Source organism: Streptomyces sp. NPDC057099, from assembly GCF_042671245.1.
Classification (GTDB): domain Bacteria; phylum Actinomycetota; class Actinomycetes; order Streptomycetales; family Streptomycetaceae; genus Streptomyces; species Streptomyces purpurascens.
The window spans coordinates 1-25,754 of sequence record NZ_JBHUTX010000039.1; the positions used below are offsets into that span (position 1 = coordinate 1).

17 protein-coding genes are annotated in these 25,754 nt (G+C 71.3%); 15 read left to right on the top strand and 2 right to left on the bottom strand.

The features are described from left to right. Together ACFT4A_RS32260 and ACFT4A_RS32265 are read left to right on the top strand one after the other, a co-directional pair. The coding region (locus tag ACFT4A_RS32260) for a HAMP domain-containing protein (RefSeq protein ID WP_382837181.1) at positions 1-3,594 on the top strand (3,594 nt) is incomplete at its 5' end. A gap of 67 nt (positions 3,595-3,661) precedes the next feature. After that, positions 3,662-6,130 carry a SpoIIE family protein phosphatase gene (locus ACFT4A_RS32265; RefSeq protein ID WP_382837184.1) on the top strand — a complete coding sequence of 823 codons (2,469 nt, stop codon included), beginning with the start codon at positions 3,662-3,664 and terminating at the stop codon, positions 6,128-6,130. 21 nt (positions 6,131-6,151) lie between these two features. Here ACFT4A_RS32265 and ACFT4A_RS32270 read toward each other — a convergent pair whose 3' ends face one another. Together ACFT4A_RS32270 and ACFT4A_RS32275 are read right to left on the bottom strand one after the other, a co-directional pair. Then, positions 6,152-7,270, bottom strand: a complete 1,119-nt coding sequence (locus ACFT4A_RS32270) for an NAD(P)/FAD-dependent oxidoreductase (RefSeq protein WP_382837188.1) — start codon at positions 7,268-7,270, stop codon at positions 6,152-6,154. After that, on the bottom strand, positions 7,267-10,260 hold the full coding sequence (locus ACFT4A_RS32275; RefSeq protein ID WP_382837190.1) for a LodA/GoxA family CTQ-dependent oxidase: 2,994 nt from the start codon (positions 10,258-10,260) through the stop codon (positions 7,267-7,269). The genes ACFT4A_RS32270 and ACFT4A_RS32275 overlap by 4 nt, the downstream gene beginning before the upstream one ends. Positions 10,261-10,487: 227 nt before the next feature. Between ACFT4A_RS32275 and ACFT4A_RS32280 the strand changes: the two genes are divergently transcribed. From ACFT4A_RS32280 to ACFT4A_RS32340, 13 genes are all read left to right on the top strand, one after another. Beyond that, positions 10,488-10,736, top strand: a complete 249-nt coding sequence (locus ACFT4A_RS32280; protein ID WP_382837193.1) for a hypothetical protein — start codon at positions 10,488-10,490, stop codon at positions 10,734-10,736. Then, positions 10,736-13,015: a heavy metal translocating P-type ATPase gene (locus ACFT4A_RS32285; protein WP_382837195.1), complete on the top strand. Its 2,280-nt coding sequence runs from the start codon at positions 10,736-10,738 to the stop codon at positions 13,013-13,015. Before ACFT4A_RS32280 ends, ACFT4A_RS32285 begins: the two co-directional genes overlap by 1 nt. Then, complete coding sequence (locus ACFT4A_RS32290) at positions 13,012-13,548, top strand: copper chaperone PCu(A)C (RefSeq protein ID WP_382837197.1); 537 nt, start codon at positions 13,012-13,014, stop codon at positions 13,546-13,548. Before ACFT4A_RS32285 ends, ACFT4A_RS32290 begins: the two co-directional genes overlap by 4 nt. Beyond that, positions 13,545-14,153, top strand: a complete 609-nt coding sequence (locus ACFT4A_RS32295) for a hypothetical protein (protein ID WP_382837199.1) — start codon at positions 13,545-13,547, stop codon at positions 14,151-14,153. The genes ACFT4A_RS32290 and ACFT4A_RS32295 overlap by 4 nt, the downstream gene beginning before the upstream one ends. 108 nt (positions 14,154-14,261) lie before the next feature. Next, entirely contained in the window at positions 14,262-14,906 is a 645-nt protein-coding gene (locus ACFT4A_RS32300; RefSeq protein ID WP_382837201.1) for a sigma-70 family RNA polymerase sigma factor, read from the top strand. A gap of 10 nt (positions 14,907-14,916) precedes the next feature. Continuing rightward, positions 14,917-15,681 carry an aspartyl/asparaginyl beta-hydroxylase domain-containing protein gene (locus ACFT4A_RS32305; RefSeq protein ID WP_382837204.1) on the top strand — a complete coding sequence of 255 codons (765 nt, stop codon included), beginning with the start codon at positions 14,917-14,919 and terminating at the stop codon, positions 15,679-15,681. Next, the gene (locus ACFT4A_RS32310) at positions 15,678-17,081 is read left to right on the top strand and encodes an MFS transporter (RefSeq protein ID WP_382837206.1); all 1,404 of its coding nucleotides are present in this window, start codon (positions 15,678-15,680) and stop codon (positions 17,079-17,081) included. Before ACFT4A_RS32305 ends, ACFT4A_RS32310 begins: the two co-directional genes overlap by 4 nt. A gap of 22 nt (positions 17,082-17,103) precedes the next feature. After that, complete coding sequence (locus ACFT4A_RS32315) at positions 17,104-17,997, top strand: TauD/TfdA dioxygenase family protein (RefSeq protein WP_382837209.1); 894 nt, start codon at positions 17,104-17,106, stop codon at positions 17,995-17,997. Continuing rightward, positions 17,994-18,491 (top strand): FcoT family thioesterase, encoded by a 498-nt coding sequence (locus ACFT4A_RS32320; protein WP_382837212.1) that lies wholly within the window; start codon positions 17,994-17,996, stop codon positions 18,489-18,491. Before ACFT4A_RS32315 ends, ACFT4A_RS32320 begins: the two co-directional genes overlap by 4 nt. Positions 18,492-18,509: 18 nt before the next feature. Next, a complete protein-coding gene (locus tag ACFT4A_RS32325; protein WP_382837215.1) occupies positions 18,510-20,027 on the top strand; it encodes a long-chain-fatty-acid--CoA ligase in 1,518 nt (505 codons plus the stop codon). Positions 20,028-20,091: 64 nt separating this feature from the next. Then, positions 20,092-20,337, top strand: a complete 246-nt coding sequence (locus ACFT4A_RS32330; protein ID WP_382837218.1) for a phosphopantetheine-binding protein — start codon at positions 20,092-20,094, stop codon at positions 20,335-20,337. After that, positions 20,334-24,602, top strand: coding sequence for an amino acid adenylation domain-containing protein (locus tag ACFT4A_RS32335; protein ID WP_382837221.1), 4,269 nt, complete (start codon positions 20,334-20,336; stop codon positions 24,600-24,602). The genes ACFT4A_RS32330 and ACFT4A_RS32335 overlap by 4 nt, the downstream gene beginning before the upstream one ends. A gap of 91 nt (positions 24,603-24,693) precedes the next feature. Next, positions 24,694-25,719 (top strand): ABC transporter substrate-binding protein, encoded by a 1,026-nt coding sequence (locus ACFT4A_RS32340; protein WP_382837224.1) that lies wholly within the window; start codon positions 24,694-24,696, stop codon positions 25,717-25,719. Positions 25,720-25,754: the final 35 nt, after the last annotated feature.

Sequence of the window (25,754 nt, forward strand, 5' to 3'; positions counted from 1 at the left end):
GGCGAGATCCTGGAGTTGAAGAACACCATCAACACGATGGTGGATCAGCTCTCGGCGTTCGCGGACGAGGTCACGCGTGTGGCGCGGGAGGTGGGCACCGAGGGCCGGCTCGGCGGTCAGGCGGACGTCAAGGGCGTGCGGGGCACCTGGCGCGACCTGACCGACTCGGTGAACTTCATGGCGGACAACCTGACCGCCCAGGTCCGCTCCATCGCCGAGGTGACCACCGCCGTGGCACAGGGCGATCTCTCGCAGAAGATCCGCGTGGACGCGCGGGGCGAGATCCTGAAGCTGAAGGAGACCATCAACACGATGGTCGACCAGCTGTCGTCCTTCGCCGACGAGGTCACCAGGGTCTCCCGTGAGGTGGGCACCGAGGGCAACCTCGGTGGCCAGGCCACCGTGCGCGGGGTGTCGGGCACCTGGAAGGACCTCACCGACAACGTCAACGTGATGGCCTCCAACCTCACCGGGCAGGTCCGCTCCATCGCCCAGGTGGCCACGGCCGTGGCCCGCGGCGACCTGTCGCAGAAGATCACCGTGGAGGCCAAGGGCGAGGTCGCCGCGCTGGCGGGAACGATCAACACCATGGTCGACACCCTGTCCGCCTTCGCCGACGAGGTGACCCGCGTGGCCCGCGAGGTCGGCACCGAGGGACGCCTCGGAGGCCAGGCCCATGTGCCCAACGTCGCGGGGACGTGGAAGGACCTCACCGACAACGTCAACTCGATGGCGAACAACCTGACCGGGCAGGTCCGCAACATCGCGCTGGTGACCACGGCCGTCGCCAACGGCGACCTGTCCAAGAAGATCGACGTCGACGCCCGCGGCGAGATCCTGGAACTCAAGACCACCATCAACACCATGGTCGACCAGCTCTCGTCGTTCGCCGCCGAGGTCACCCGCGTCGCGCGGGAGGTGGGCAGCGAGGGCCGGCTCGGCGGCCAGGCCGAGGTCGAGGGTGTCTCCGGCACCTGGAAGCGGCTCACCGAGAACGTGAACGAGCTGGCCGGCAACCTGACCCGGCAGGTCCGGGCGATCGCCGAGGTGGCCAGCGCCGTCGCCGAGGGCGACCTCACCCGGTCGATCACGGTCGACGCCTCCGGCGAGGTGGCCGAACTCAAGGACAACATCAACGCGATGGTGGAGTCCCTCCGCGACACGACCCAGGCCAACCAGGAACAGGACTGGCTGAAGTCCAACCTGGCCCGGGTGTCCTCCCTCATGCAGGGACACCGGGACCTGGACGTCGTCGCCGAACTCATCATGGACGAGCTGACACCGCTGGTCTCCGCGCAGTACGGGGCGTTCTACCTGGCCGAGGAGACCGGCACCGGCGTGGAACTGCGGCTCATCGGCTCCTACGGCTACCCCGCCGACGGCGACCGCCTGGAGCGCATCCCCCTCGGGCACACCCTGATCGGCCAGGCGGCACGCAGCCGCCGCACCATCACCGTGGACGAGGTCCCGGCCGACTACGTGACCATCTCGTCCGGGCTCGGCAGGACGACACCGACCTCGCTGACGGTGCTGCCCATCACCGTCGAGGAACAGGTCCTCGGCGTCATCGAGCTGGCCTCGGTCACCCGGTTCACCCAGATCCACCAGGACTTCCTGGGGCAGCTCAGGGAGACCATCGGCGTCAACGTCAACACCATCCTCGCCAACGCCCGCACCGACGAACTGCTCGGCGAGTCCCAGCGGCTGGCCGAGGAACTGCGCGTCCGCTCCGACGAGCTGCAGGCAGGCCAGGGCGAGCTGCAGCGGTCCAACGCGGAGCTGGAGGAGAAGGCCACCCTGCTGGCCGCACAGAACCGGGACATCGAGGCGAAGAACCTGCAGATCGAACAGGCCCGCCAGGAGCTGGAGGACCGCGCCAAGCAACTGTCGCTGGCCTCGAAGTACAAGTCGGAGTTCCTGGCCAACATGAGCCACGAACTGCGCACCCCGCTCAACAGCCTGCTCATCCTCGCCCAGCTGCTCGCGCAGAACCCCTCCCGGAACCTGACGCCGAAGCAGGTCGAGTACGCGGGCATCATCCACTCCGCCGGCTCCGACCTGCTGCAGCTCATCAGCGACATCCTCGACCTGTCGAAGGTCGAGGCGGGCAAGATGGACATCGCCCCGGAACGCGTGCCGCTGCGCCGCCTCCTGGACTACGTCGAGGCCACCTTCCGGCCGATGACCACCCAGAAGGGCCTGACCTTCGCCATCACCAGGGCCCCGGGCGCGCCCGCCGACCTGGTCACGGACGACGCGCGGCTGCGCCAGGTGCTGCGCAATCTGCTGTCCAACGCGGTGAAGTTCACCGAGCGGGGCGGCGTCGAGCTGCACATCGAGCCGGCCGCCGACGACGACGTACCCGAGATCGTGCACCGCGGGGGGCCCGTGGTGGCCTTCCGCGTCGAGGACACGGGCATCGGCATCCCCGAGCAGCAGCTGGAGACCATCTTCGGCGCCTTCCAGCAGGCGGACGGCACCATGAGCCGCAAGTACGGGGGCACGGGCCTCGGCCTGTCCATCACCCGGGAGATCGCCCATCTGCTGGGCGGCGCGGTGACCGTGGACAGCAACCCGGGACAGGGCAGCACCTTCACGCTCTACCTTCCGGTGGCGCGCGCCGACTTCGAGGACCTCTCCGCCGCGCCTCGGCCGGACGGGACGCAGGAAGACGACAGCGCCGTCGGGCCGGCCGAGGGGCAGCGCCCGGGTACGGCTCTCGCGCTGCCGGTGCCGCACACCCGGCGGCTGCTGATCGTCGAGGAGCGGGTGCGCGGGCTGCTCTCCGTGGTCGCCGAGAGCGCCGTCGCCGACCTGGACCACAGCCGTGCGGCGCGGGATCAGCACGACGCCGTGGAGATCGTCACCGCCATGGACGCCCAGGAGGCCGCCTCCGCCCTGGCCGCCGGGCCGTGCCACTGCGTGGTCCTGAGCATGGATCTGCCCGACGGCGAGGGCCCGCGGCTGCTGGAAGCGGTGGACGGCGACGCCGCGCTGGCCACCGTCCCGGTCCTGGTCCACAACAACCACCGTCCGAGCGCGGCCCAGGAGGCCGCCCTGCAGGCCCGGGCGGACAACCGCCCCCTGGAGGTGCTGTCGAGCCTGGACGAGCTGAAGGAACGGATCACCCTGCATCTGTCGGCCGAGCAGCCCGGCGACGTGGTGCCGCTCGTGCGGATGGAGGAGAGCCTGGGCGCGGCCCCCGAGGTCGACATCACCCTGGCGGGACAGACGGTGCTCGTCGTCGACGACGACGCCCGCAACCTGTTCGCCCTCAGCGGCATCCTCGAACTCCACGGCCTGCGGGTGCTGCACGCGGAGAACGGCCGCAAGAGCATCGACATCCTCACCGCGCACCCCGAGATCCGGCTCGTGCTGATGGACGTGATGATGCCGGAGATGGACGGGTACGCCGCGACCGCCGAGATCAGGAAGATGCCCGAGTACCGGGGCCTGCCGATCGTCGCGGTCACCGCCAAGGCCATGCCGGGCGACCGGGAGAAGAGCCTGGCGGCCGGCGCCAGCGACTACGTGACGAAGCCCGTCGACGCCAACGACCTCATCGCCTGCGTGCGGCACTGGCTGTCCGCGTGACGCCGAAACCCACCGACATCACGACGCCTCCCACACGGTGTGCGGGTCAGAAGGAGCAAGCGTCCACGTGAGCAGCACCGATCTGTCCGGGGACCCCTCCCGGGACGATGAGCCGCGACGGCATGCCGCCGCGGAGAGCCTGCCGGCCGCCGAGGCCGCCGGGGGCGACGTCATACCGGCAGCCGAGCCGCCCGGCGGACCGCTGACCTCTCCGGTCGGCCGGCTGGCCGTCACGGTGGAACGCCTGCGCCACGAGGTGCAGGCGGCGCACGCCGCGGCCGACGGACGCGCCCTCATGGATCTCGCCAAGGGCGTGCTCGTCGAGCGCCTGCACTGCGGTCCCGCCGAAGCCGCCCGGCAACTGGCCGAACTCGCCGAACAGTCGGCGATGACGCCGCTCGAACTGGCCGTCGACATCATCAACCAGGCGGCACGCGACCGCCTGACCGAGGTCGCGGTCGACTTCGCTACGGCGGTCCGGGGCACCCCGCCCGCCGCGCCGGCCGCCGTGTCCGCCGTACGGCTGCGCACGGCGGAGAGCAGCGCCCTGGCCGCCGAGGACACCCAGGCCGTCGCCGACTCCCTGCTGCAGCACGCGCTGGAACCCCTCGGGGTGACCGGCGTGGCGATCTGGGCGGCAGGCGCCGACGGCTCCCTGACCCTGGCGGGCAGCTCCGGGTTCCCCGAGGGCGAGGCGGAGCGCTGGCGCTATGTGCCGCCGGGCGTGGCGACCGTGGCCCGCGTCGCGCTGACCGAGCGCAGGCCCGAATGGATCCGGTCCCTGGCGGCGTCCGGGCCGCCGTCCATCGGCCGCACCCACCACCCCGACGGCGGAAGGGTCGCCGTCCCCACCGGAGTGGGCGGACGGATCCACGGCGTGCTCGAGATCTGCTGGCCGACCCCGCTGGTCCCGCAACCACCCGCCGTCGTCCGACAGTTCGAGGCACTCGCGGAACTGTGCGCCCACACCCTGGAGATCCACTCGCCCTCCACCCTGCCGCTCGACGGCCCTCCGCCGAGGTCCGGCCTGTCGGAACTGGCGGACCTGGCCGACTCGCTGTACGACCCCGCGCTGGTGCTCATCCCTCAGGTGGACGACACCGGACATCTCACCGACTTCCGCATCCACCACGTCAACCACCGCTTCCGCGACCCCGCGGGGCGTCCCCGCAGCACCGTCGACGGAGCGCTGCTGCTGGAGGCGTACCCCCTGGCAGCGGACGAGAACGGCCTCTTCAGCCACCTGGAACGGGTCTACGCCACGGGCGAGCCGTTCCGGGCCGGCCACATGACACTCACCGCGCTCGTGGACCAGGTGCCGCTGTCCTCCGTCGCCGAGGTCAGCATGACCCGGCACGGCGACAGCGTGCTGCTGATCTGGCGGATCGAGGACGAGATGGCACGCCTGGCCAATCTCCTCGAACACGCGCAACGCCTCGGCCGGATCGGCGGTTTCGAGGAGAACTTCGTCACGGGCGAGATCACCTGGAACAGCCAGCTGTTCGCCCTCTACGGCCGTGCGGAGTCCGACGGGCCCGCCCCCGTCGAGGAACTGCGGGCCCACGCCCACCCGGACGACGCCGTCACCATCGGCCGCTTCCTGCGGACCGTACTGCACCACCGCAAACCGGCGTCGGCGGCCTTCCGTCTGCTGCGCCCGGACGGGGTGACCCGCCACATCCGGGTGGTCGCCGAACCCGTCGTGGACCTCGACGACAGCCTGCTCGCCGTGCGGGGCGCCTACCAGGACGTCTCGGCGCAGCACTGGACGGAGGTCGCCCTCGCCGCCACCCGCGACCAACTCGCCCACTCCGAACAGCAGTCGGCGGAGCGGAACCGACTGGCCCTGCAACTGCAGCAGGCCATCATGCCCTCCACGGCAGCACCCCTGGACGCGCCGGGCCTGCGCACGGCCGTGCGCTACCGGCCCGCCGAGACCGATCACCTCGTGGGCGGCGACTGGTACGACGCCGTGGTCCTGCCCTCGAAGCACATCCTGCTGAGCGTCGGAGACGTCGCCGGGCACGGCATCGAGGCGGCCACCAGCATGGTCGTGCTCCGCAACGCCCTGCGCGGCCTGGCCGTCACCGGAGCGGGTCCGGCCCAGCTGCTGTCCTGGCTGAACAGCGTCGCCCACCACCTCTCCGAATCGGTGACGGCGACCGCGGTCTGCGCGCTGTACGACCCCTTCCGCCGGGTCCTGCGCTGGGCCCGCGCCGGACATCTGCCGCCGGTTCTCGTCCGGGACGGACAGGCGACGACCCTGCCCCTGCTCAAGGGGCTGCTGCTCGGCGCGGCGTCGGACATCACCTACCAGGAGTCCGAGATGCGGCTGGAGATCGGCGACACGTTGCTGATGTACACCGACGGACTGGTGGAACGCAGGGACCGCTCCATGGAGGAGTCCCTGAAGCACCTCCTGATGACCGCCAGCGCCAAGAAGACCACCCTCGACCAGCGGCTCGACCATCTGCTCACCTACAGCAGATCCGACACGGACGACGACACCTGCATCATCAGCATCGAAGTCATGTAGATCGAAGCCATGGAGACGGCCTCAGACCGTCGCGGGTGAGCGGCGTGCCCAGAACATGTGCCCCGGCCAGCGCCGCTCCTGGGCGTAGGTCTCGGCGTGATGCCGCTCGTAGGCGTCCGTGATCCCGTCGAGGAACCGGGAGTAGTCGTCGAGGGCGGCCGTCTCGCCGGACAGGCACCGGTCGACGGTCCGCCCGGCGCGGGCCCCGGTGTGCAGGGCGGTGAGGATGCCCTGGGAGGAGAGCGGGTCGAAGGCGAGGGCGGCGTCTCCGGCGGCGATCCATCCGGGGCCCCCCGCCGGGCGCAGACGCAGCCCGTGGGCCGCGGTCCAGCGCGGCGCCGGGGCATGCGCCGGGTCGTAGCCGTCGAGACGGGTACGGACGTGGCGGGTGTCCCCGATCGCGCCGAGGAAGCCCGAGGCGGTGCGCAGGGCGGAGTGGGTCAGGTCGGTGTCGGTGAGGTGTGCGACCACTCGTCCGGCCGGAACCCTCGCCGTGTACCACCAGCCGCCGGGGACCGCCTCGACGAGCGTGCGAAGCTCGGTGTCCTCGGCGCGCCGGCCGGGGAGCCGTCGCCCGAACAACGCGTACACGGCGACGAGCCGGTCCTGCTTGCGGCGCCGGCCCCGCCGGCGGCCGATCACGGCGCGACGGCCGGTGGCGTCCACGACCCACTCGCAGCGCACCTCTTCGAGCGGGCCGCCGTCACGGAGCAGTACGCGCCGGTCGCCGGTGTGCGAGGGAGGGGCCGCCGACGGCACGGCCTCGGCCCGTCGCAGTTCGGCGCCGGCGGACTCGGCGGCGCCGCGCAGAAACGCGTCGAACCCGCCCCGGTCCAGGTGCCAGCCGTGCCCGTGCGGATCGTGGAGGTGGCTGCGGCCGTGGAGGGTCTCCGATCCCCAGGAGGCGTAGGTCCCCACGCAGCGCAGGTGAGGCCCCGCGGCGAACGCGTCCCACAGGCCCAGATCGTGCAGCAGCGGTCCGGCCGCGGGCAGGAGCGTCTCGCCGATCCGTGACGAGGAGGAGCGGGGACCGTCCGTGCCCGGGTCGACGAGCAGGACACGGCGGCCGGCCCGCGCCAGGACCAGCGCCGCGACGGCGCCCGCCGGACCGCCTCCGGCCACGACCACCTCGAAGGTCACCGCTCGTCCGGGAAGCGCTCGACCTTCTCGAAGTAGCCCGCCATCACCTGCTCTTCGGGCACGTCCGTCTGGGCGAGGGCCGCGGCCAGGACACCGTCGCCCGAGTCCGCAGCCTCCGGCACATGCAGGCACCGCAGATTCCGCAGAGCGGGCGGAGGCTGCTCCGGCTGGAAGCTCACCGCGGACTCCACGAACATCGTCGTGGGCAGCTCCGGGTCGTCCGAGGCGCCCGAGCGCCGTTCGACGAGGCCGAGCTTGCCGAAGTCCTTGACCATGGCGTTCATCTGCTCGATGCGGTCCGGGGGCAGCCATCTGTCCCACACGGCCCGGCGCTCGAAGGCGGTCCGTCGCTCCTCCGCCGGGCTGCCGGGGTCGATCGCCTTCTCGTAGTCCTGCTCCGTGAGGACGTGGTTGGGCACCCGGGCGGGCCAGAAGGTGGGCAGATAGGGGTCGTAGCGCGGGCCGTACCCGAGGTAGTAGCCGGAGCGGCAGCGGGCGGTGTCGGTCTGCCAGGGCACCGCCATCCAGCGCGTGAGATCGCCCGGCCCCTGCGCGTACAGCGGACCGCCGGCGTCGAGCGCCGTCTGCGGAGTCAGCACCGCGCCGTAGTCGGGCTCGGGCGTGCCGGGATCGCGGTGCCGTACCCGGAACGGTGCCGTGTACAGGGTGCTGTGGCGCATCGGCCAGGACATCTCGCACCCCGGGTGGAACGCGTCGGCCAGACAGAACGACAGGGCCGCGCGGTCGAGCATGCCCGGCCGCTCTCTCAGCGGCACCGCGTCGAGGTTCGCGGGCGGCACGGCCGAAGGGTCGTGGTCGGCGACGAAGTCCCCCGCGGCCCAGCGGGCCAGCGAACGGTACTGCAACGGGGTCAGCGTCAGATGCTGCCGCGGGTAGACCGGCCGCACGCTCATCGTGTCGCCGTAGAGCGGCGGCCAGGGCACGGGCGAGAGCCCGTCGCGGTCGAGGTCCCGCATCGTGGCCCAGATCTGCTGGCGCAACTCCGCGTTGCGCGGCCCGGGGTCGGCCAGCCTCGCGAGCCGCCCGGGCGCCAGGAAGTGCTCCCGCCCGCCGTGTCCGAACAGCGTGGCGATGCCGCGATTGACCCACTGGAGGTCGCACAGGCGCCGCAGGATCGGCAGCACGTCGCGGGTGAAGGAGACCTGGTCCGGCGGTGGCAGGCTGCCGGCCGACACGAAGAGGTCACGCATCAGGTCGTACATCGTGCGTACGGACGTCAGCTCCGGCGCGAAGTTCGGCGGCGCCACCACCACCCAGGCCGGTTCGACGGGAATGGAACGGCCGTCGACGCGCACCGTCGCGCTCACCGGTCCGTCGGAGATGTCGTCGTGCCAGCCGTCGTTGTTGGCGAAGTGCGTGGCCTGCGCGTGGTCCACCGAGGCCGAGACGCCGTGCCCGCCGAGGAACAGCAGCCGGCCGGCACCGTCGGTGCGCACCTCGCCCAGAGCGACGGGCCTGCCGAGGAAGCGGCCCGTGTCGAAGCGGTACTCGGGCCGGCCCGCGCGGTCCCGGCCGCGGATCGAGCGCGGACCGGGGTCGATGACCAGCTTGCCGCGCTCCGCGGGCGGCACCTTGGGATTGCGGGGCGTGGTGGCGGGTGCGGCCGTGGCTTCGGGGATGTCCAGGGCCAGCTGGAACTGGTACCAGGCGGCCTTCTTGTTGGCCACATGCACGGTCCACCGGATGTCGGCGTTGTCCGCGGTCAGCTCGGCGACCGGTTCCCCGGCGGCGTTGTAGCCGTAGACGCGGAAGCGTGCCGCCTGCCGCTTCAGGGCGCCGGTCGCGTCCTTGTACGAGCCGGTGGGCAGCGGGGGAGGGGCGTCCACCTCCGGCGCGAGGAAGAACTCGTCCGCGCTGTCCCCGACCCGCGCCACTCCGATGGCGGGATGGATCGCGGCCCGCACGATCCGGCTGTCACGCCCCTGGGGTTCGGTGGACGGCGGCCGTGCGGGACCCGGTTCCGCCACCGGAATACCGTTCGCGTCGCGGCGCCGTGCGGCAGAAGCGCGGTACACGACCTTGCGGGCGTCGGCCACGCTGCCGACCGGCCGGTGCTCGGCCAGGCTGTGCCAGGGGTTGTAGGCCAGGTTCTCGCCGTAGGCGTCCTGGCCGCGCGCCCGGACGTCCTGCTGATGCAGGGTCAGCCGCGCCACACGGACCGGTGCGCTCAGCGACTCCTCCCAGCGCACGGTGGCACGGTCCAGGGGCATCCGGTCCGGGTCCGTGCGGAACTGCACCAGCAGGTCGAAGGCGGCCTCGCCCGCGGCCAGCCGGTGCCGCAGATCTCCCCGCATGAAGGACGGGTCCTCGTCCGGCGGCGCCGCCTGCGGGTCACCGTGCGGGCAGGAGACCGGCGCGAGCACGTACTTCACATGGCGGTCGGCCCCGAACGCGTACGGCAGCACGCCCCAGTACCTGGCCGTCAGCGTGCTCTCCTCGGGCTTGCGCATGGCCTGCAGAATGCTGCGGGTCTCCGGATGCGCGTTCTGGTACGCGACCGGGTCCTGCTGGAACTCGCACATGTCCCGGGCGGTGTCGACGAAGAACACGTCATGGTTCTGCAGGATGAGGTCCTGCGTGTCCGTCCGGCTCTCGTCCTCCAGCAGCTTCGGGCCGGGAACGCCGAACAGCTTGATGCCCATACCGAGGGTCCGGCGGAAGTCCGGACGGTCCGGGAGGATGTCGCTGGAGAAACGCACCCAGGCGGTCAGACCGCCCTGCTGGTCCCGGGCGGCCTTGAGGAATCCGATACAGAGCTCCGGCGGCAGATCGGCGGCGACCGTGAGCACTCCCCGGGCCGTGCCGTGGTACTTGACGAAGACCGGCCGCAGCACCGGGTCCTGGCCCTGGGCGATCCGCTGCCCCATGCGCTTGTCCACGAATTCGGCCACGATGCCGGCGATCGGCTCGGCCGCGCAGTCGGCCAGGGGCCGCGAGGAATTCTGGGGCTGATCGGCTGTCCCGGTCATGGGCGCGCTCTCCCGCTGGTCTGGCTGATTCGGCGTTCGTTCCCTGCTCATAGGTGGAACAAGACCGGAGAAAATATGCCTAAGTCGCTCGTTCGGTGTAGCGCTCCGGCCTCGTGTGACACGCGCCATAGACACCCCCAGGAACTCACCTGACGGCCCGTCCGACCACTGAACGGGTACGGCGCGATCCGAGCGACGTCGTACGACGTGACCTGGAGACGCGGTTGATGGACGAGGCTCAGCAGTCCCCTTCGAGCGGCGCGGGCGCGGGCTTGCGGAAAGCGGCGCCACCGCCCGCGCTCTGCGGCTTCCTCCTGCTGCTGGTTCTGATCTTCGCGGTGTCCTACGCCGTCGGCGCCGGCGCCGGCCCCGTCGCACCCGGGATGCACGGCGACAGCACGAGCCGCGACGGCGGCGAACCGGGCGGTGGCGGGGGCATGGGAGACATGGACGGCATGCAGGGGGGACACGGCTGATGGGGGCTGGAGCCGGGACGGTCCTGGTGACGACCGACCTGACCGTCGGCGGCATGACCTGCGCGGCCTGTGTGACCCGGGTCGAGAAGAAGCTCGGCAAGCTGGACGGGGTCACCGCGAACGTCAATCTGGCCACCGGCATGGCGCGCGTGAGCCACCCGGCGGACATCGGTCCGGAGGAACTCGTCGCCACCGTCGAGAAGGCCGGCTATACGGCCGCCCTGCCCGAGCCGCCCACGGCGGAGGAGCCGGCGGACGATGACGGCGGCGATGCGGAGGGCACCCGGCGGGAACGCGACCGGCTGGTCGTCACCGCCCTGCTCGCCTTGCCCGTGCTGGTCCTGTCCATGGCGCCCGCGCTGCAGTTCCGCAACTGGCAGTGGCTGTGCTTCGCGCTCACCGCGCCCGTGGCCGTGTGGGGTGCCTGGCCCTTCCACGTGCGGGCGGTCCGGGGGCTGCGGCACTCGGCGGCGACGATGGACACGCTCGTGTCGCTGGGCGTGGTCGCGTCCTTCGCCTGGTCGGCCTACGCGCTCTTCCTGGGCGGCGCGGGCGATCCCTGGATGCGGATGCCGTTCACCCTCGTACCCACCGCGTCGGACGGCGTCGCGCACATCTACCTCGAAGCGGCCGTGGGCGTACCGCTGTTCGTCCTCGCCGGACGGTTCCTGGAGGCGCGGGCGCGGCACGGGACGGGGGAGGCACTGCGGTCGCTGGCCAGACTCGCGGCCAAGGAGGTCTCCGTCCGCACGGACGACGGCTCGGAACGGCTCGTCCCGATCGAGGAGCTGAGGGCCGGACAGGTCTTCCTCGTGCGTCCGGGCGAGCGCGTCGCCACCGACGGGCAGGTGACGGAGGGCAGTTCGGCCGTGGATCTGTCCCTGGTCACCGGCGAGAGCGAGCCCGCGGAAGTCGGACCGGGATCAGCGGTCGTGGGCGGCGCCGTCAACGCCGGAGGACTGCTCCTCGTACGCGCCACGGCCGTCGGCGCCGACACGCAACTCGCCCGGATCACCCGGCTGGTGACCGAGGCACAGGCCGGGAAGGCGCGCGCCCAGCGGCTGGCCGACTCGGTGGCCGGGGTGTTCGTGCCGGTCGTGCTGGCGCTGGCCGTCACCGCGCTCGGGTTCTGGCTGGGCGCCGGTGCCGATCCGCAGGCCGCGCTCACCGCCTGCGTCGCGGTCCTGGTGGTCGCCTGCCCGTGCGCGCTGGGCCTCGCCACACCGACCGCGCTGATGGCCGCGACCGGCCGGGGCGCTCAGCTGGGCGTGCTCGTCACCGGCCCGCAGGCCCTGGAGGGGCTCCAGCATCTCGACGCCGTCGTGCTCGACAAGACCGGCACCCTCACCACCGGCCACATGACCGTCGCCCGGATCACGGCCGTAGCGGACGGGCTCGGGAAGGAGGCGGTACTGCGGCTGGCGGGAGCGGTGGAACAGGGGTCGGAGCATCCGCTCGGGCGGGCCGTCTGCGCCTGCGCGCGGCGGGAGCAGGGCGAGCAGAGGCTGCCGGACGTGAGCGAGTTCAGCGCGCTGCCGGGGCGCGGAGTGAGGGGACGCGTCGAGGGGCGGCTGGTCGAAGTCCTCGCCCCCGACGACGATCTGCCCGGCGAACTCGTGAATGCCCTGGCCGGGGCCGAGGACGCCGCTCGGACGCCTGTCGTGGTCCGCGTGGACGGCACGGCCGAGGCCCTGATCGAGGTCGGGGACGTCCTGCGGCCCGGCAGCTACCGGGCCGTGGACCGGCTGCGGCGCCTCGGCATTCGCCCCGTCCTGGCCACCGGCGACCGTGAGGCGCCCGCCCGGGCCGTCGCACAGGCGCTCGGCATCGAGGAGGTGCACGCCCGCTGCACCCCTGAGGACAAGGCCGCTCTCGTAAGGGACATGAAGGAGCAGGGGTACCGGGTCGCGGTCGTCGGCGACGGGGTGAACGACGCGGCCGCGCTGGCGGGTGCCGATCTGGGCATCGCCATGGGCGGCGGCACGGACGTGGCGGTCGGCGCCGCCGATGTGACGCTCGTGCGCGGCGACATCGAGGCCCTGGCGGACGCGGTCCGGCTCGCCCGGCGCACCCTGGTCACGATCCGCGCCAACCTGGTGTGGGCCTTCGGCTACAACGTCGTCACCGTCCCGCTCGCCATGGTGGGCCTGCTCAACCCGATGCTCGCCGCCGCGGCGATGTCGGCCAGCTCGGTGCTGGTCGTCGCCAACAGCCTTCGGTTGCGCGCCTGGCAGCCCTCGCCCTCGACCTCCCCCGCCACCCGGAGACGTACCCGATGACCGGACAGCGCCCCTGGCGCCCGACCCGCCGCCGGCTCGCCGACACCCTGCTCGCCGCGGTCGCACCCGTCGCCGCCTGCGGACTCGCCCTCGGCGGACTCAGCGTCTGGACCGCCTACGGCAACGCCGGCACCCCGGCCTCGATCACCGTCACCGACGGCAAGGTGTTCGCGCCCACCGGTGCCACCCCGGAGACGGCGGCCTTCTTCCGCATCACCAACAGCGGAGGAACGCCGGACCGGCTGCTGAAGGTGACGACCGCCGAGGCCGGCGACCGCGGGCTCACCTTGAGCCGCCACGTCATGACCAGCTCCAACACGGCCTCCGACCGGACGGTGTCCTCCGTCGGAATCCCGGCCGGGAAGAGCCTCGCGATGTCACCGGCGGGCTTCGACGTGATCGTGCCCGTGAAGGAGGGCCGGCAGATCGGTGACCTCGTCGCCTTCACGCTGCACTTCGAACGCAGCGGGGCTGTGAAGACCCTCGCGGTGGTGGTCCGTCCGGGCCAGAACACGGGTGAGCGGTCGTCATGACTGCCGGGTGGTGTGCGCGCACGCTGCGGGCCGCGGTGTTCGCGACCGTCTGCGTGCTGCTCGCCGCCCTCGGGCACGTACTGATGTCCGGCTCCGCCCTGCCGGGGTGGACCGTGGCCGCCGGGTTCGTCGTCACGAGTGGCGCCGGCTGGGCACTGGCGGGCCGTGAGCGGGCCTTCCCACTGGTCGTGTCCGTGGTCGTCGTCGCCCAGGGGGCGCTCCACTGGGTCTTCTCGTGGGGCCGGTCGGCGGGCTCGGGGGACATGGCGTCCATGGACATGGGCCACGCGACGCACGCCGAGCACCTGAGCCACATGGCCCACGGCACCGGTGACACGTCCTCGCTCGGCATGCTCGCCGCCCATCTGCTGGCCGCTCTGCTGACCGGTGTGTGGCTGGCGTTCGGCGAGCAGGCCGCGTTCCGTGTTGTGCGGGCCGTCGCGGGCCGGCTGGCCCCTCCGCTGCGGCTGCCGTTGCCGCTGCCGGCCCCGCCCCGCCGGCCCCGTCTGCGGCCGACGCGCGAGCGTGCGGAGCAGGTCCCGCGGCTGACCTTCGCCTACACGGTCATCTCTCGGGGGCCTCCGGCCGGGACCGCTGTCGTCTGAGACAGCCGGCTCCATCCCATTCCCGTTCCGGGACCCTTCGGCCGTGGCGTGCTCAACCGTGCCGCCGTGTTGCCGAACCGGCCTCGGATCCCCCGAGAAGGACATCAGGTGATCACTCCTGTCCGCGACGACCGTGCCACGGCCTGGGCTCTCGCCGCCCGGACCGGCGACCCCGACGCCGTCGACCGCTTCGTACGCGCACTGCATCCGGACGTCGTCCGCTATGTCACGCATCTCTCCGCAGACCGCCAGATGGCCGACGACCTGACACAGGACACGTTCCTGCGGGCGCTCGGCAGCCTGCACCGGTTCGAGGGGCGCTCGTCGGCGCGCACCTGGCTGCTGTCCATCGCGCGCCGCACGGTCGTCGACAGCCTGCGGTACGCCGCCACGCGGCCGAAGTCGGCCGACGTGGCCGACTGGACGTCATGGGTCGAACGCGCCCAGCCGACCGGTCTGCCCGGCTTCGACGACGGCGTGGCCCTGCTCGACCTGCTGGACGCGCTGCCCGCCGAGCGGCGTGAGGCGTTCGTGCTCACCCAACTGGCGGGCCTTCCCTACGAGGACGCCGCCCGGGCGGGCGACTGCCCCGTGGGCACGATCCGTTCACGGGTGGCACGGGCCCGGACGACCCTCGTCGGGCTCCTTGAAGAGGCCCAGAAAGCCGGCGCGAACGGGGAACTCAAGTCCGCCCCCGACCGACTACTAGCCCGACAGAACAGCTCCACGGCGAAGGCGGTCACGAACAGGTGAGAGACAGACGGTGACACCAGAGATGGAGAACGCCTTCGCCGCCGTCCGAGCCGAGTTCGGCGCGGAATCGATCACCCGGGTCGAGCGGATGCTGGAGCCGGGCGGGGTCGAACGGCATCCGCTGCAGAAGGCGGCCAAATGGATCATGCCGGGCCTCTCGCCCACTCCCTGGCACGACCCCTACGCGTACGCCGAACTGGCCCCCGTCGTACGGGAGCTGGAGGCACATCACCTGACCATCAAGAAGGAGCTGCACAGCGCGTGGGAGGAACGCCGGGAGGCGTTCGCCGACTACGAGCACTATCTGACGCGCCAGGAGAACTGGCAGGCCCTGTACCTCTACCGCGACGGTGGCCTGGTCGAGGAATCGGCCACCACGACTCCGACCGCCTATCAGGTACTGAAGGACGTCGCTGTCGACACGGGCAAGATATGCCCTCTCCTGGAAAGCCACTTCTCCACCCTGTTGCCGGGCGCCCTCATCGAACCCCACTGCGATCTGTGGAACTTCAGCATCAATCTGCATCTCGCCGTGGACATCCCCGAAGGGTGCGGCATCACGGTCGCGGGGGAGACCCGCTCATGGGAGGAGGGGAAATGCCTGCTCTTCGACTACTCCTTCGAGCACGAGGCACGTAACGACGGCACCAGGCCACGGACCTGCCTGCTCATCGACCTCTGGCACCCGGAGACGACCGTTCCGGAGCGTCGGGCCCTGGTCGCCCTCATCACCGAGATCCGTCGGCTCATGGGGGAGAGCGGGGGCGGCCGATGACGGCCGCGACAGAGCCCGGGAAGGCCACGCGGCGAAAGCCCCTCGGGCTGCCTTTGCTCGTGCTGGCGTCGGGGCAGCTCGTCATCTCGCTCGACTACAACATCGTGTACGTCGCGCTGCCCGCGATCGGCACCGGGCTGGGCTTCTCCGACCACGATCTGCAGTGGGTCGTGAGCGCCTACGTCGTGGCCACCGGGGGCTTCCTGCTGCTGGGCGGCCGGGCCGCGGATCTGCTCGGCCGGCGCCGGATGTTCGTCCTGGCGGCTCTGCTGTACGCGGGGTCGTCCCTCGTGGGCGGAGTCTCGGAGTCCCCCGGCGTCCTGGTCGCCGTCAGGGCGGTCCAGGGTGTCGGCGGCTCGCTGCTGTTCCCGGCGACGCTGTCCCTGATCAACACCCTGTACGCCGAGGGACCGGACCGGAACCGCGCGTTGGCGGTGTGGAGTGCCGCCGGCGCCGGCGGGCTCTGCTTCGGCTCTCTCCTGGGCGGCTTCCTGGTGGAGGCGTTCGGCTGGCCGGCGGTGTTCTTCGTCAACGTGCCCGTGGCCGGAGCCCTCGCGGTCGCCGGGTGGTCGCTCTTCCCGAAGGACGGACCGTTCGACCGCTCGCGGCACTTCGACGTGGCGGGCGCGCTGACCGCGACGGGCGGGGTCACGCTCCTGGTGTTCCTGCTGGTGCAGGGCCCCGCGGAGGGCTGGGGCACACCGACGGCCCTCACGAGCGCGGCGCTCTCGGTCGGTCTGCTGACGCTCTTCGCCGTCGTCGAGACAAGGGCCCGTGATCCGCTCGTGCCGGCAAGGCTGTTCGCCCACCGAGGCCTGGTCACGGCCATGGGGGTGACCGCTCTGTTCAGCGCCACGTTCAGCTCGGTGCCGTACTTCCTGACGCTGTACTTCCAGACCGTCCACGGCTACAGCGCGGTCGCGACCGGGCTCGCGTTCCTCGTGCCCGCCCTGGTGGTGGCCCTCGGTACGCAGGCCGGCGAACGGGCCGTGTCCGCCTTCGGGACGCGCCGCATGCTGGTGGGCGGCATGGTGCTGGGTGCCGCCGGGGCCGTGGCACTCGGCCTGGCGCTCAGCTCGGACGGCTCGTATCCCGCGCTGCTGCCGGGGATCGTGCTGCTGGGCCTCGGCCAAGGGGCCGCGTGGACGGGGATGTGGATCGCCGCGTCCGCCGGAGTGGCCCCCGAGGACCAGGGCATCGCCTCGGGGCTGGCGTCGACCACCCTCCAGGTGGGCGGGGCGGTCGGCCTCGCCGTACTGGTCGCGGTCGCCGGGGGAGTCGGGCAGAACGGATCCGGCCCCGGGCTCCTCGACGGCATCCGCACCGCTGTCTTCGTGATCGCGGGCGGTATCGGCTGCGGCGCGCTCGCGCTGCTCCTCCTCCGCCGGGCAACCGTCTGAACCCACGGAAGGACACTCGTCAATGGAAATCAAGGAACAGCCCGGCGAAGCGATGGGCGCGACGGTCGAGGCCTTCGACCACACCACCGCCTCGGACGCCGACATCGCGGCGCTCAAGAGCACCCTCTACACGAAGAAGATCGCGATCCTGAAGGACCAGGACCTTGCCCCCGAGGAATTCCTGGAACTCGGCAAGCGGCTCGGCCGCCCCGAGACGTACTACGAGCCGATGTACAAGCACCCCGAAGTGCCGGAGATCTTCGTCTCCTCCAATGTGCCGGAGAACGGCAAGCAGATCGGTGTGCCCAAGACGGGCAAGTTCTGGCACGCCGACTATCAATTCATGCCGGACCCCTTCGGGATCACCCTCATCTATCCTCAGGTCGTCCCCGAGAAGAACCGAGGCACGTATTTCATCGACATGGGCCGGGCCTACGGGAAACTGCCCGAGGACCTCAAGAAGGAGATCACCGGAACGTACTGCAGACACTCCGTGCGCAAGTACTTCAAGATCCGGCCCCATGACGTCTACCGGCCCCTCTCCGAGATCATCGACGAGGTCGAACGGAAGACCCCGGCCGTCCGCCGGCCGACCACCTTCACCCACCCCATGACCGGCGAGACGGTCCTCTACATCAGTGAGGGCTTCACGGTCGGTATCGAGGACGAGAGCGGCCGGCCGCTCGACGAGGAGCTGCTGAAGCGGCTGTTCGACGCCACCGGTCAGCTCGACGAGACCTTCGAGCACGAGAACATCCATCTGCAGGGCTTCGAGAAGGGCGACCTGCTGGTCTGGGACAACCGCAGCCTCATCCACCGCGCCCGGCACACCACCACACCCGAGCCGACCGTCTCCTTCCGCATCACCGTGCACGACGAGCGCAGGCTCCACGACGGGATGGAGGCGACGGCATGACCGACGAGGCTCTGCTGGCGCAGGTACTGGCGCCGTACAAGGACCACTGCAAATACCTGCGTTCGGCCGTCGTGACGGAAACGGACGGACGGGCTCTCGCCCGTTGCGAGTTCGAGATACCCGAGTCGTGCTACATCGACGACACCGGACACCTGAATTCCGTCGAGGTGAACATCTGCTACAACCAGATGATGTATTACCTCGTCGCCAAGTCCGTGAAAGACGGGATCGGTACGGGATTCGAATCCTGGACGCTCGACGACTTCTGGAAGCACCAGCTTCCCGACATTCTCATCGCCCGTTTCTCGGCGCGTTTCCGGCGCCCGGTCGATCCCCGTGGCTTCTCCGGGGAGATGGAGTTCCGGTCCGTAACCCGGCGCACCCGGACCGGCGGCACCCCGTTCCTGCACGCCGAGACCGCCTTCCGCTACCAGGACGCCGCATCGGGCCGCTGCGACGGCGAGGCGACCCTCGCGTTCGTCAATGTCCCCTGACCGCCGAAGGGTCCGCCCATGAAGACGCTCGTCCAGACCACCCGGCACCACGCCGAGCACCGACCGGACCACCCGGCGGTGCTGTGCGAGGGCCGCAGCCTGACCTACGCCGACCTCCACCGCGAGAGCAACCGTGTCGCCCACGCCCTGCGCGCCGCCGGGCTCGCCCCCGGTGACCGGGTCGCCTACCTCGGCAAGGAGTCCGAGCACTACTACGAGATCCTCTTCGGCTGCGCCAAGAGCGGCACCGTCCTCGTCCCGGTCAACTGGCGGCTCACCGCACCCGAGGTCAGCCACATCCTCCGGGACTCCGGTACCCGGCTGCTGTTCGTGGAGGAGGAGTTCGCGGTCGCCGTCGAGTCGGAGCCCGAAGCCGTCGTACATCTGGGCTCCCTGGAAGGGTGGCGCGCACCGTACCCGCACCACGACACGGAGTTCGAGGCCACCCCCGACACCCCCGTCGCCCAGCTCTACACCAGCGGCACCACCGGACTGCCCAAGGGCGTCGTCCTCGCCCACCGCAGCTTCTTCGCGATCCGCGACGCCCTCGCGAGCGAGGGTCTTGACTGGATCGACTGGCGGGCCGGCGACATCGCCCTGATCGGCATCCCCGGATTCCACATCGGCGGACTCTGGTGGGCCACGCAGAACTTCAACGCCGGCACCACGGTCGTCGCCCTGCGCGCCTTCGCCGCCCGCCGGGCCGTCGACCTCATCCGCGACCTCGGCGTCACCACCGCCTGCGTCGTGCCCGCCATGCTCCGCATGATGCTGACCGAACCCGGCGTCGGCCCCGAGGACTTCACGACCCTGCGCAAGACGGTCTACGGCGGCTCCCCGATCTCCGAGGCCCTGCTGGAGGAGAGCCTCGCCGTCCTCGACTGCGAGTTCGCCCAGATCTACGGTCTGACCGAGACCGGCAACACGGCTGTCTGCCTGCCACCGGCAGCGCACGTCCCCGGCAGTCCCCTCATGCAGGCCGTGGGCCGACCCTACCCGGGAGTCCGCACCAAGGTGATCGACGGCGAGGGCCGCGACCTTCCGCCGGGCGCCGTCGGGGAGGTCTGCCTGGCCACGCCCGCGCACATGGTCGAGTACTGGGGACTGCCCGACAAGACCGCCGAGACCCTCGTCGACGGCTGGATCCACACCGGGGACGCCGGATACGTCGACGAGGACGGCTACCTCTTCATCCGTGACCGGATCAAGGACGCCGTCCTCGTCGCCGGCGAGAACGTCTACCCCGCCGAGATCGAGAACGTCCTGGAAAGCCACCCCCAAGTCGCCGAGGCCGTCGTCGTCGGCGCCCCCGACGAACGCTGGGGCGAGTACGTCCACGCCTTCGTCGTCCCCACGGCCGGGCAGCAGCCCAGACCCCGGGACCTGCACACCTTCCTCGTCCCGCAACTGGCGAGCTTCAAGCTGCCCGCCCGCTACGAGTTCATCGACAGCGTCCCGCGCAACCCCAGCGGCAAGATCCTGCGCCGGGAACTGCGCGACCGCTTCTGGGACGACTCCGCACGCAAGGTCAACTGACCGGCCACCACGGTTCATCGGTCCATCGGCCCATAGGCCCATCGGCCCATCGAGAGAGAACGACATGCCTGCTCCCCTCACGCTGGAGGGCTTCCGCGCGGACCTGGCGGAGCTCCTGCACCAGCAGCCCGACGAAGTCGACCTCGACGAGAACCCCTTCCACGCGGGACTGGACTCCCTGCGCGTCGTCACCCTCATCGAACGGTGGCGGGAGACCGGCGTGGAAGTGACCTTCGTCGACCTCGCCGAGTGCACCTCGTTCGCCCAGTGGTGGCAGCTGCTCTCCGTACCTCGGGGAGGAACCCCGTGACAGCGGCGCGCCATCCGCTGCTGGCCGCCCAGGAAGGCATCTGGACCGGCCAGCAGCTCGACGCGGACAGTCCCGCCTACAACACCGCCGAGTACGCGCACATCCACGGACCGGTGGACACGTCCGCCTTCGACGCGGCGCTGCACCATGTGGTCGCGGAGACGGAGGCCCTGAACGCCGCCTTCGTCGTCGACGACCACGGCCGCCCGTGGCAGATCGACGTCCCGGCCGCCGACTGGCGTCCGCACACCGCGGACCTCACCGCGGAGCCCGACCCGCACGCGGCGGCCCTGGCGTGGATGGACCAGGACATGGCCCGCCCCGTCGACCTGACACGCGGCCCCCTCTTCGGCCACGCCCTGCTCCGTATCGCACCGGAGGAGTACCTCTGGTACCACCGCGTCCACCACATCGCTCTCGACGGCTTCGGGCTGTCGCTGGTCGCCCGCCGGGTCGCCGAGGTCTACACGGCCCTGATGGCGGGCGAGCCGCCGGGGGACAGCGGGTTCGGCAGCTTGGCCTCGGTGCGAGACGAGGAGAGTGTCTACCGCGAGTCGCCGCGCTTCGCCCAGGACCGTGCCCGCTGGACGGACCGTTACGCGGACCGGCCGTCCGTGGCCACACCCGCCGGCCGGACGGCCCTGCCCGCGCGTACCTTCCACCGCCGGGTGGTCGACCTCGACGCCGCCCGGACAGCGCCCCTGCGTGCCGTCGCCCGCGACCTCGAGGTCACCTGGTCCGAAATCCTGCTGGCCGTGACGGCGGCCCACCTGCACCACGTGACCGGCGCCCCGGACATCGTCCTCAGCCTGCCGGCGATGGGACGCCTCGGCTCCGTCTCGCTGCGTGTCCCCTGCATGGTGCGCAACATCCTGCCCCTGCGCGTCACCGCCAGCCCCTCGGACTGCCTGCGCGACCTCGCCGCCCGGGTCTCCGCAGAACTCCGCACCGGACTGCCGCACCAGCGCTACCGCTACGAACAACTGCGGCGCGACCTCGGACTCGTCGGCGGACAGCGCCGGTTGTCCGGTCCGGGCGTGAACATCATGCCGTTCGCGTACGACCTGCGGTTCGCGGGACATCGCAGCACGGTCCACAATGTCTCGGCCGGCCCCGTCGACGACCTGTCCGTCAACGTCTACGACCGCTCCGAGGGCGGGGGCCTGCGCATCGCCGTGGACGCCAACCCCGATCTCTACGACGAGGCGGACGTCACCGCGTTCCAGGAGGGGCTGCTCGCCCTGCTCGACGAGGCCGTCAGCGCCCCCGACCGGGCGCTCGGGGAGCTGCGCGCACGCGAGGCGGTCCCAGTCCTGGACGGAGGGCCGCTGCCCGGCCCGGCACGACCGGTCCTCGCCCTGATCGCCGAACACGCGGCCCGGAGCGGCGGATCCGTCGCCGTGGAGCATGACGGGCGCAGCATCACCTACGCGGAGCTCTTCGACGCGGCACGCGCGCTCGCCCACCGACTGTCGGCTCGTGGGGTCGGCCGCGACGACCTGGTGGCCGTCGCCCTGCCGCGCGGCATCGACGCCGTCACCGCCGTCCTGGGTGTCCTGGTGTCCGGGGCGGCCTACTGCCCGCTCGACCCGACGGCGCCCCCGGCGCGCAGGACCGACCTGCTGGACGACATCCGTCCCGCGCTCGTGGTGACGTCCGGCGCTCACGCCGGAGACTTCGCGGACCGGACGATCCTGCGACTCGACCAGCCGGAACCCGAGTCCGCGGCCGTCTCGCCGACGACACCCACGCCGGACGCCCTCGCCTACGTCATTTACACCTCGGGCTCCACCGGCCGCCCCAAAGGCGTGGAGATCGGCCACCGTGCCCTGGCACATTTCGTCGCCGGCGCCACCCACCGCTACGGCCTCCACCGCGGGGACCGCGTCCTGCAGTTCGCCCCGCTCCACTTCGACACCAGCGTCGAGGAGCTCTTCCTCACCCTCTGCGCGGGCGCCACCCTCGTCGTCCGCACGGGCGACATGACCGAATCGGTCCCCGGGTTCCTGGACGCCTGCGCCCGGCTGCGGATCAGCGTCCTCGACCTGCCGACGGCGTACTGGCACGAACTGGCCTACGCCGTCTCGACCGGCACCGCGACCCTGCCGACCGAGGTACGTACCGTCGTCATCGGCGGGGAGCCGGCCCTGCCCGCACGGGTCGACGGCTGGCGCAAGGCCGTGGGGACGTCGGTCCGGCTGCTGAACACCTACGGCCCCACCGAGGCCACGGTGGTCGCCACCGTCGCCGACCTCCACGACCCTTCCCTCGCCCCGGGGGACGTCCCCATCGGCCTGCCGCTCCCCGGCACGCGGGCCGCGGTCGTCGACCGCGAACTGCACCTCCTGGGCGACAACCTGGCCCTCGGCTACCGAGGAGAACCGGTCCCGGACGCGTCCCGCTTCGCACCGCTCGACCGACTCCCCGGCGCGCCCCGCGCCTACCGCACCGGTGACCTGGTGCGGATCGGCGACGACGGACAGCTGCGCCATCTGGGCCGAGCGGACGCCGAGTTCAAGATCAGCGGACACCGGGTGCACCCGGCCGAGATCGAGAGCGTCCTGGTGACCCATCCGGGAGTCCGCGACGCCGTTGTCGTCGGCCAGGTGCTGGGCGACGGAACACGGCGGCTGAGCGCGTACGTCGTCCCGGACGGGCCCGCCCCGGCCGTGGCCTCGATCCGGGACCGTCTTCGTGCGGTGCTGCCCGCGGCGATGATCCCGACGGCCGTGGAGTTCCTGGACCGCCTGCCCCGGACCAGCTCCGGGAAGACCGACAGGAAGGCGCTGGCCACGCCCGACGAGCAGCCGGCGTTGGCGGTGCCCGACAGCTCGCTGGAGCGCACCATCGCCGCCGTCTGGCACCACATGCTCGGTGTGGCCGCCGTATCCGCCGTATCCGCCGAGGATGATGTGTTCGACCTCGGCGCCCAGTCGCTCCAAGCCATCCAGGTCGCGAACCGGCTCGGCGTCGAACTGGGCCGCGAGGTGAAGGTGGCCTGGCTGTTCCAGCACCCGACCCCGGCCGGGCTGGCCCGGTACCTGGAGCGGCAGGGCCAGCCGACCGTGCCGGGTCTTCCGGCGGCCCTGCTCACCGACGCCGTCCTCGACCCGGACATCAGGCCGGGCGGTGGCCCTACGCACGGCACACCGGACAGGGTCCTGCTCACCGGCGCCACGGGCTTCGTCGGCGTACATCTGCTGGCGGAACTCCTCACCGGCACCGACGCGGAGGTCGTCTGCACGGTCCGCGCCCCGAGCCCCGCCGAGGCCACCGCCCGCCTTCACCAGGCCCTGGAAACCCACCGCATACAGCTCCCTGAAGCGGCGAGGAAACGCGTCACGGCGGTCTGCGCCGACCTGGCCCGACCCCGACTCGGCCTGGACGAAGAGACGTTCAGCGAACTCGCCCGCACCTGCGGGGCGATCGTCCACAACGCGGCGACCGTCAGCATCATGCGCGAGTACGCCACCCTCCGCGCCGCCAACACCCATTCCACGAAGGACCTGTTGCGCATGGCGGCCGTACGGTCGGCCCCCCTGCACTTCGTTTCCACCCTCTCCGTAGCCCCGCCCCTCGCCCTCAGCCCTGAGGTACCGGAGGCGTTCCTGCCGTCCCATCCCGGACTGCGCTACGGCTACCAGCAGTCCAAGTGGGCGGCCGAGCGCCTGCTCGAACAGGCCGCCGAGCGGGGTCTGCCGGTCACCGTGCACCGGCTGGGCCGCATCGTAGGCCCGTCCAGCACCGGTTACGTGAACGAGCGGGACTTCCTGTGGAGCGTGCTGCGCGCGGGCGTACCCGCGGGCATCGTGCCCGAACTCTTCGAGGAGGAGGTCTGGACGCCGGTCGACCACGCCGCGAAAGCCCTGGTCCGGCTCAGTATCGGTCAACCGCCTTTGGCGGCAAGGGTGTTCAACCACGCCGACAGCGTCCCCGTGCGGCTGGGCGAGGTCTACGACTGGCTGGAGGAGTACGGCTACCCCCTGCGGCGCATGCCGCTGGACCGGTGGCGTGCCGAGCTTCCCCGCACGTCCGGTGCGGCGGCGACCACGCTCGCCTTCTTCGACTCCTGGGACACCGAGCCCGACCTGCGCCTCGGGCGGGTCCGTGCCGACAATGTCGTGAGCGGACTGCGGGGCAGCGGCATCACCTGCCCGTCCGTCGACCGGGGCCTCGTCTTCCGCTACCTCGACCACTGCGTCGCCACGGGTGTGCTGCCCGCGCCGCCCCGAGAGCAGAGCCATCTCGCCGCGTCCGTCAAGTAGTTGGCCGCGTCGGGAACTCAGGGGCGTCGCCCTCCGACTACTGCACCAGAACCCACCACGGCTCACGAGCAGCCCGCACCAAGGAGCAAGCATGTCGACGAAACGGCCGGTCGCCGTCGCCCTGGCCGGCGCCCTCTGCCTCATCACCACGGCATGCGCCGGCTCCTCGACGGACCAGGACAACGCGTCCAAGGCCGCCGCGCCCGGCTACCCCGTGAACCTCGACACCTGCGGGGTGCCGGAGAAGTTCACCAAGACGCCCGAACGCGTCGTCCTCATGAACGGAGCCTCGGTCGCCGAGGTCTCCACCCTGCTCGCCCTGGGCCTCGGTGACAAGATCGTCGCCAACCAGCAGAGCTACGGCATGTCCGAGGTCCCCGGCCGAGCCAAGGCGATCAAGGCGCTGCCCAACGGCGACGTCAAACTCAACGACGCCTACGACATCCCGCGTGAGGCGATGATCGGCCTGCGCCCCGACCTGGTGCTGTCCACTACCTCCTACGGCTTCGACGAGAAGAACGGCTTCGCCACCCGCGAGCAGCTGAAGCAAGTGGGCGCCAACACCTACGTCTCCCCGCAGGGCTGCGACCAGGACACCTCCAGGATGACCATCGCCGACAGCTACACGCTGCTGCGCGACATGGGCAGGATCTTCCACGCCGACGACCGTGCCGAGAAGCTGATCGCCGCCTCGGAGAAGAACATCGCCGACGTCTCCGCCAAGGTGAAGGGGGAGAAGAAGCCCAAGGTCATGGTCCTGTTCTCCAACATGGCCATGGGCGGCAACGACTTCAGCTCGGTCGTCGCCAAGGGCATCTACAACGACATCCTCGCCAAGGCCGGCGGCTCCAACGCCTTCGAGAACGCCTCCAAGACCTCCTTCGCCGACCTGAGCAAGGAGAAGGTGGCCGCCACCGACGTCGACGCCCTCGTCGTCATCGGCTACAACGACCCCGATCCGGCGGCCTACGCCAAGAAACTGCTGAAGGAGTTCCCCCAGTGGCCGGCCGCGAAGAACAAGAAGTACGTGGCGCTGTCGGACTCGATGTACCTCGGCCCGAGCAACGACCTGGCCGTGCAGAAGGTCGCCGGGATGCTGCACCCCGACAAGGTCTGAACGGCCTGCGGCTGTCTCTCGCCGTCGGCGCCCTG

Bases quoted from the DNA above. Each gene is read 5' to 3' on its own strand.
- ACFT4A_RS32340 (WP_382837224.1), top strand. From the start codon at position 24,694: ATGTCGACGAAACGGCCGGTCGCCGTCGCCCTGGCCGGCGCCCTCTGC.
- ACFT4A_RS32315 (WP_382837209.1), top strand. From the start codon at position 17,104: ATGGAAATCAAGGAACAGCCCGGCGAAGCGATGGGCGCGACGGTCGAG.
- ACFT4A_RS32285 (WP_382837195.1), top strand. From the start codon at position 10,736: ATGGGGGCTGGAGCCGGGACGGTCCTGGTGACGACCGACCTGACCGTC.
- ACFT4A_RS32295 (WP_382837199.1), top strand. From the start codon at position 13,545: ATGACTGCCGGGTGGTGTGCGCGCACGCTGCGGGCCGCGGTGTTCGCG.
- ACFT4A_RS32325 (WP_382837215.1), top strand. From the start codon at position 18,510: ATGAAGACGCTCGTCCAGACCACCCGGCACCACGCCGAGCACCGACCG.
- ACFT4A_RS32280 (WP_382837193.1), top strand. From the start codon at position 10,488: ATGGACGAGGCTCAGCAGTCCCCTTCGAGCGGCGCGGGCGCGGGCTTG.
- ACFT4A_RS32275 (WP_382837190.1), bottom strand. From the start codon at position 10,260: ATGACCGGGACAGCCGATCAGCCCCAGAATTCCTCGCGGCCCCTGGCC.
- ACFT4A_RS32330 (WP_382837218.1), top strand. From the start codon at position 20,092: ATGCCTGCTCCCCTCACGCTGGAGGGCTTCCGCGCGGACCTGGCGGAG.
- ACFT4A_RS32320 (WP_382837212.1), top strand. From the start codon at position 17,994: ATGACCGACGAGGCTCTGCTGGCGCAGGTACTGGCGCCGTACAAGGAC.
- ACFT4A_RS32290 (WP_382837197.1), top strand. From the start codon at position 13,012: ATGACCGGACAGCGCCCCTGGCGCCCGACCCGCCGCCGGCTCGCCGAC.
- ACFT4A_RS32310 (WP_382837206.1), top strand. From the start codon at position 15,678: ATGACGGCCGCGACAGAGCCCGGGAAGGCCACGCGGCGAAAGCCCCTC.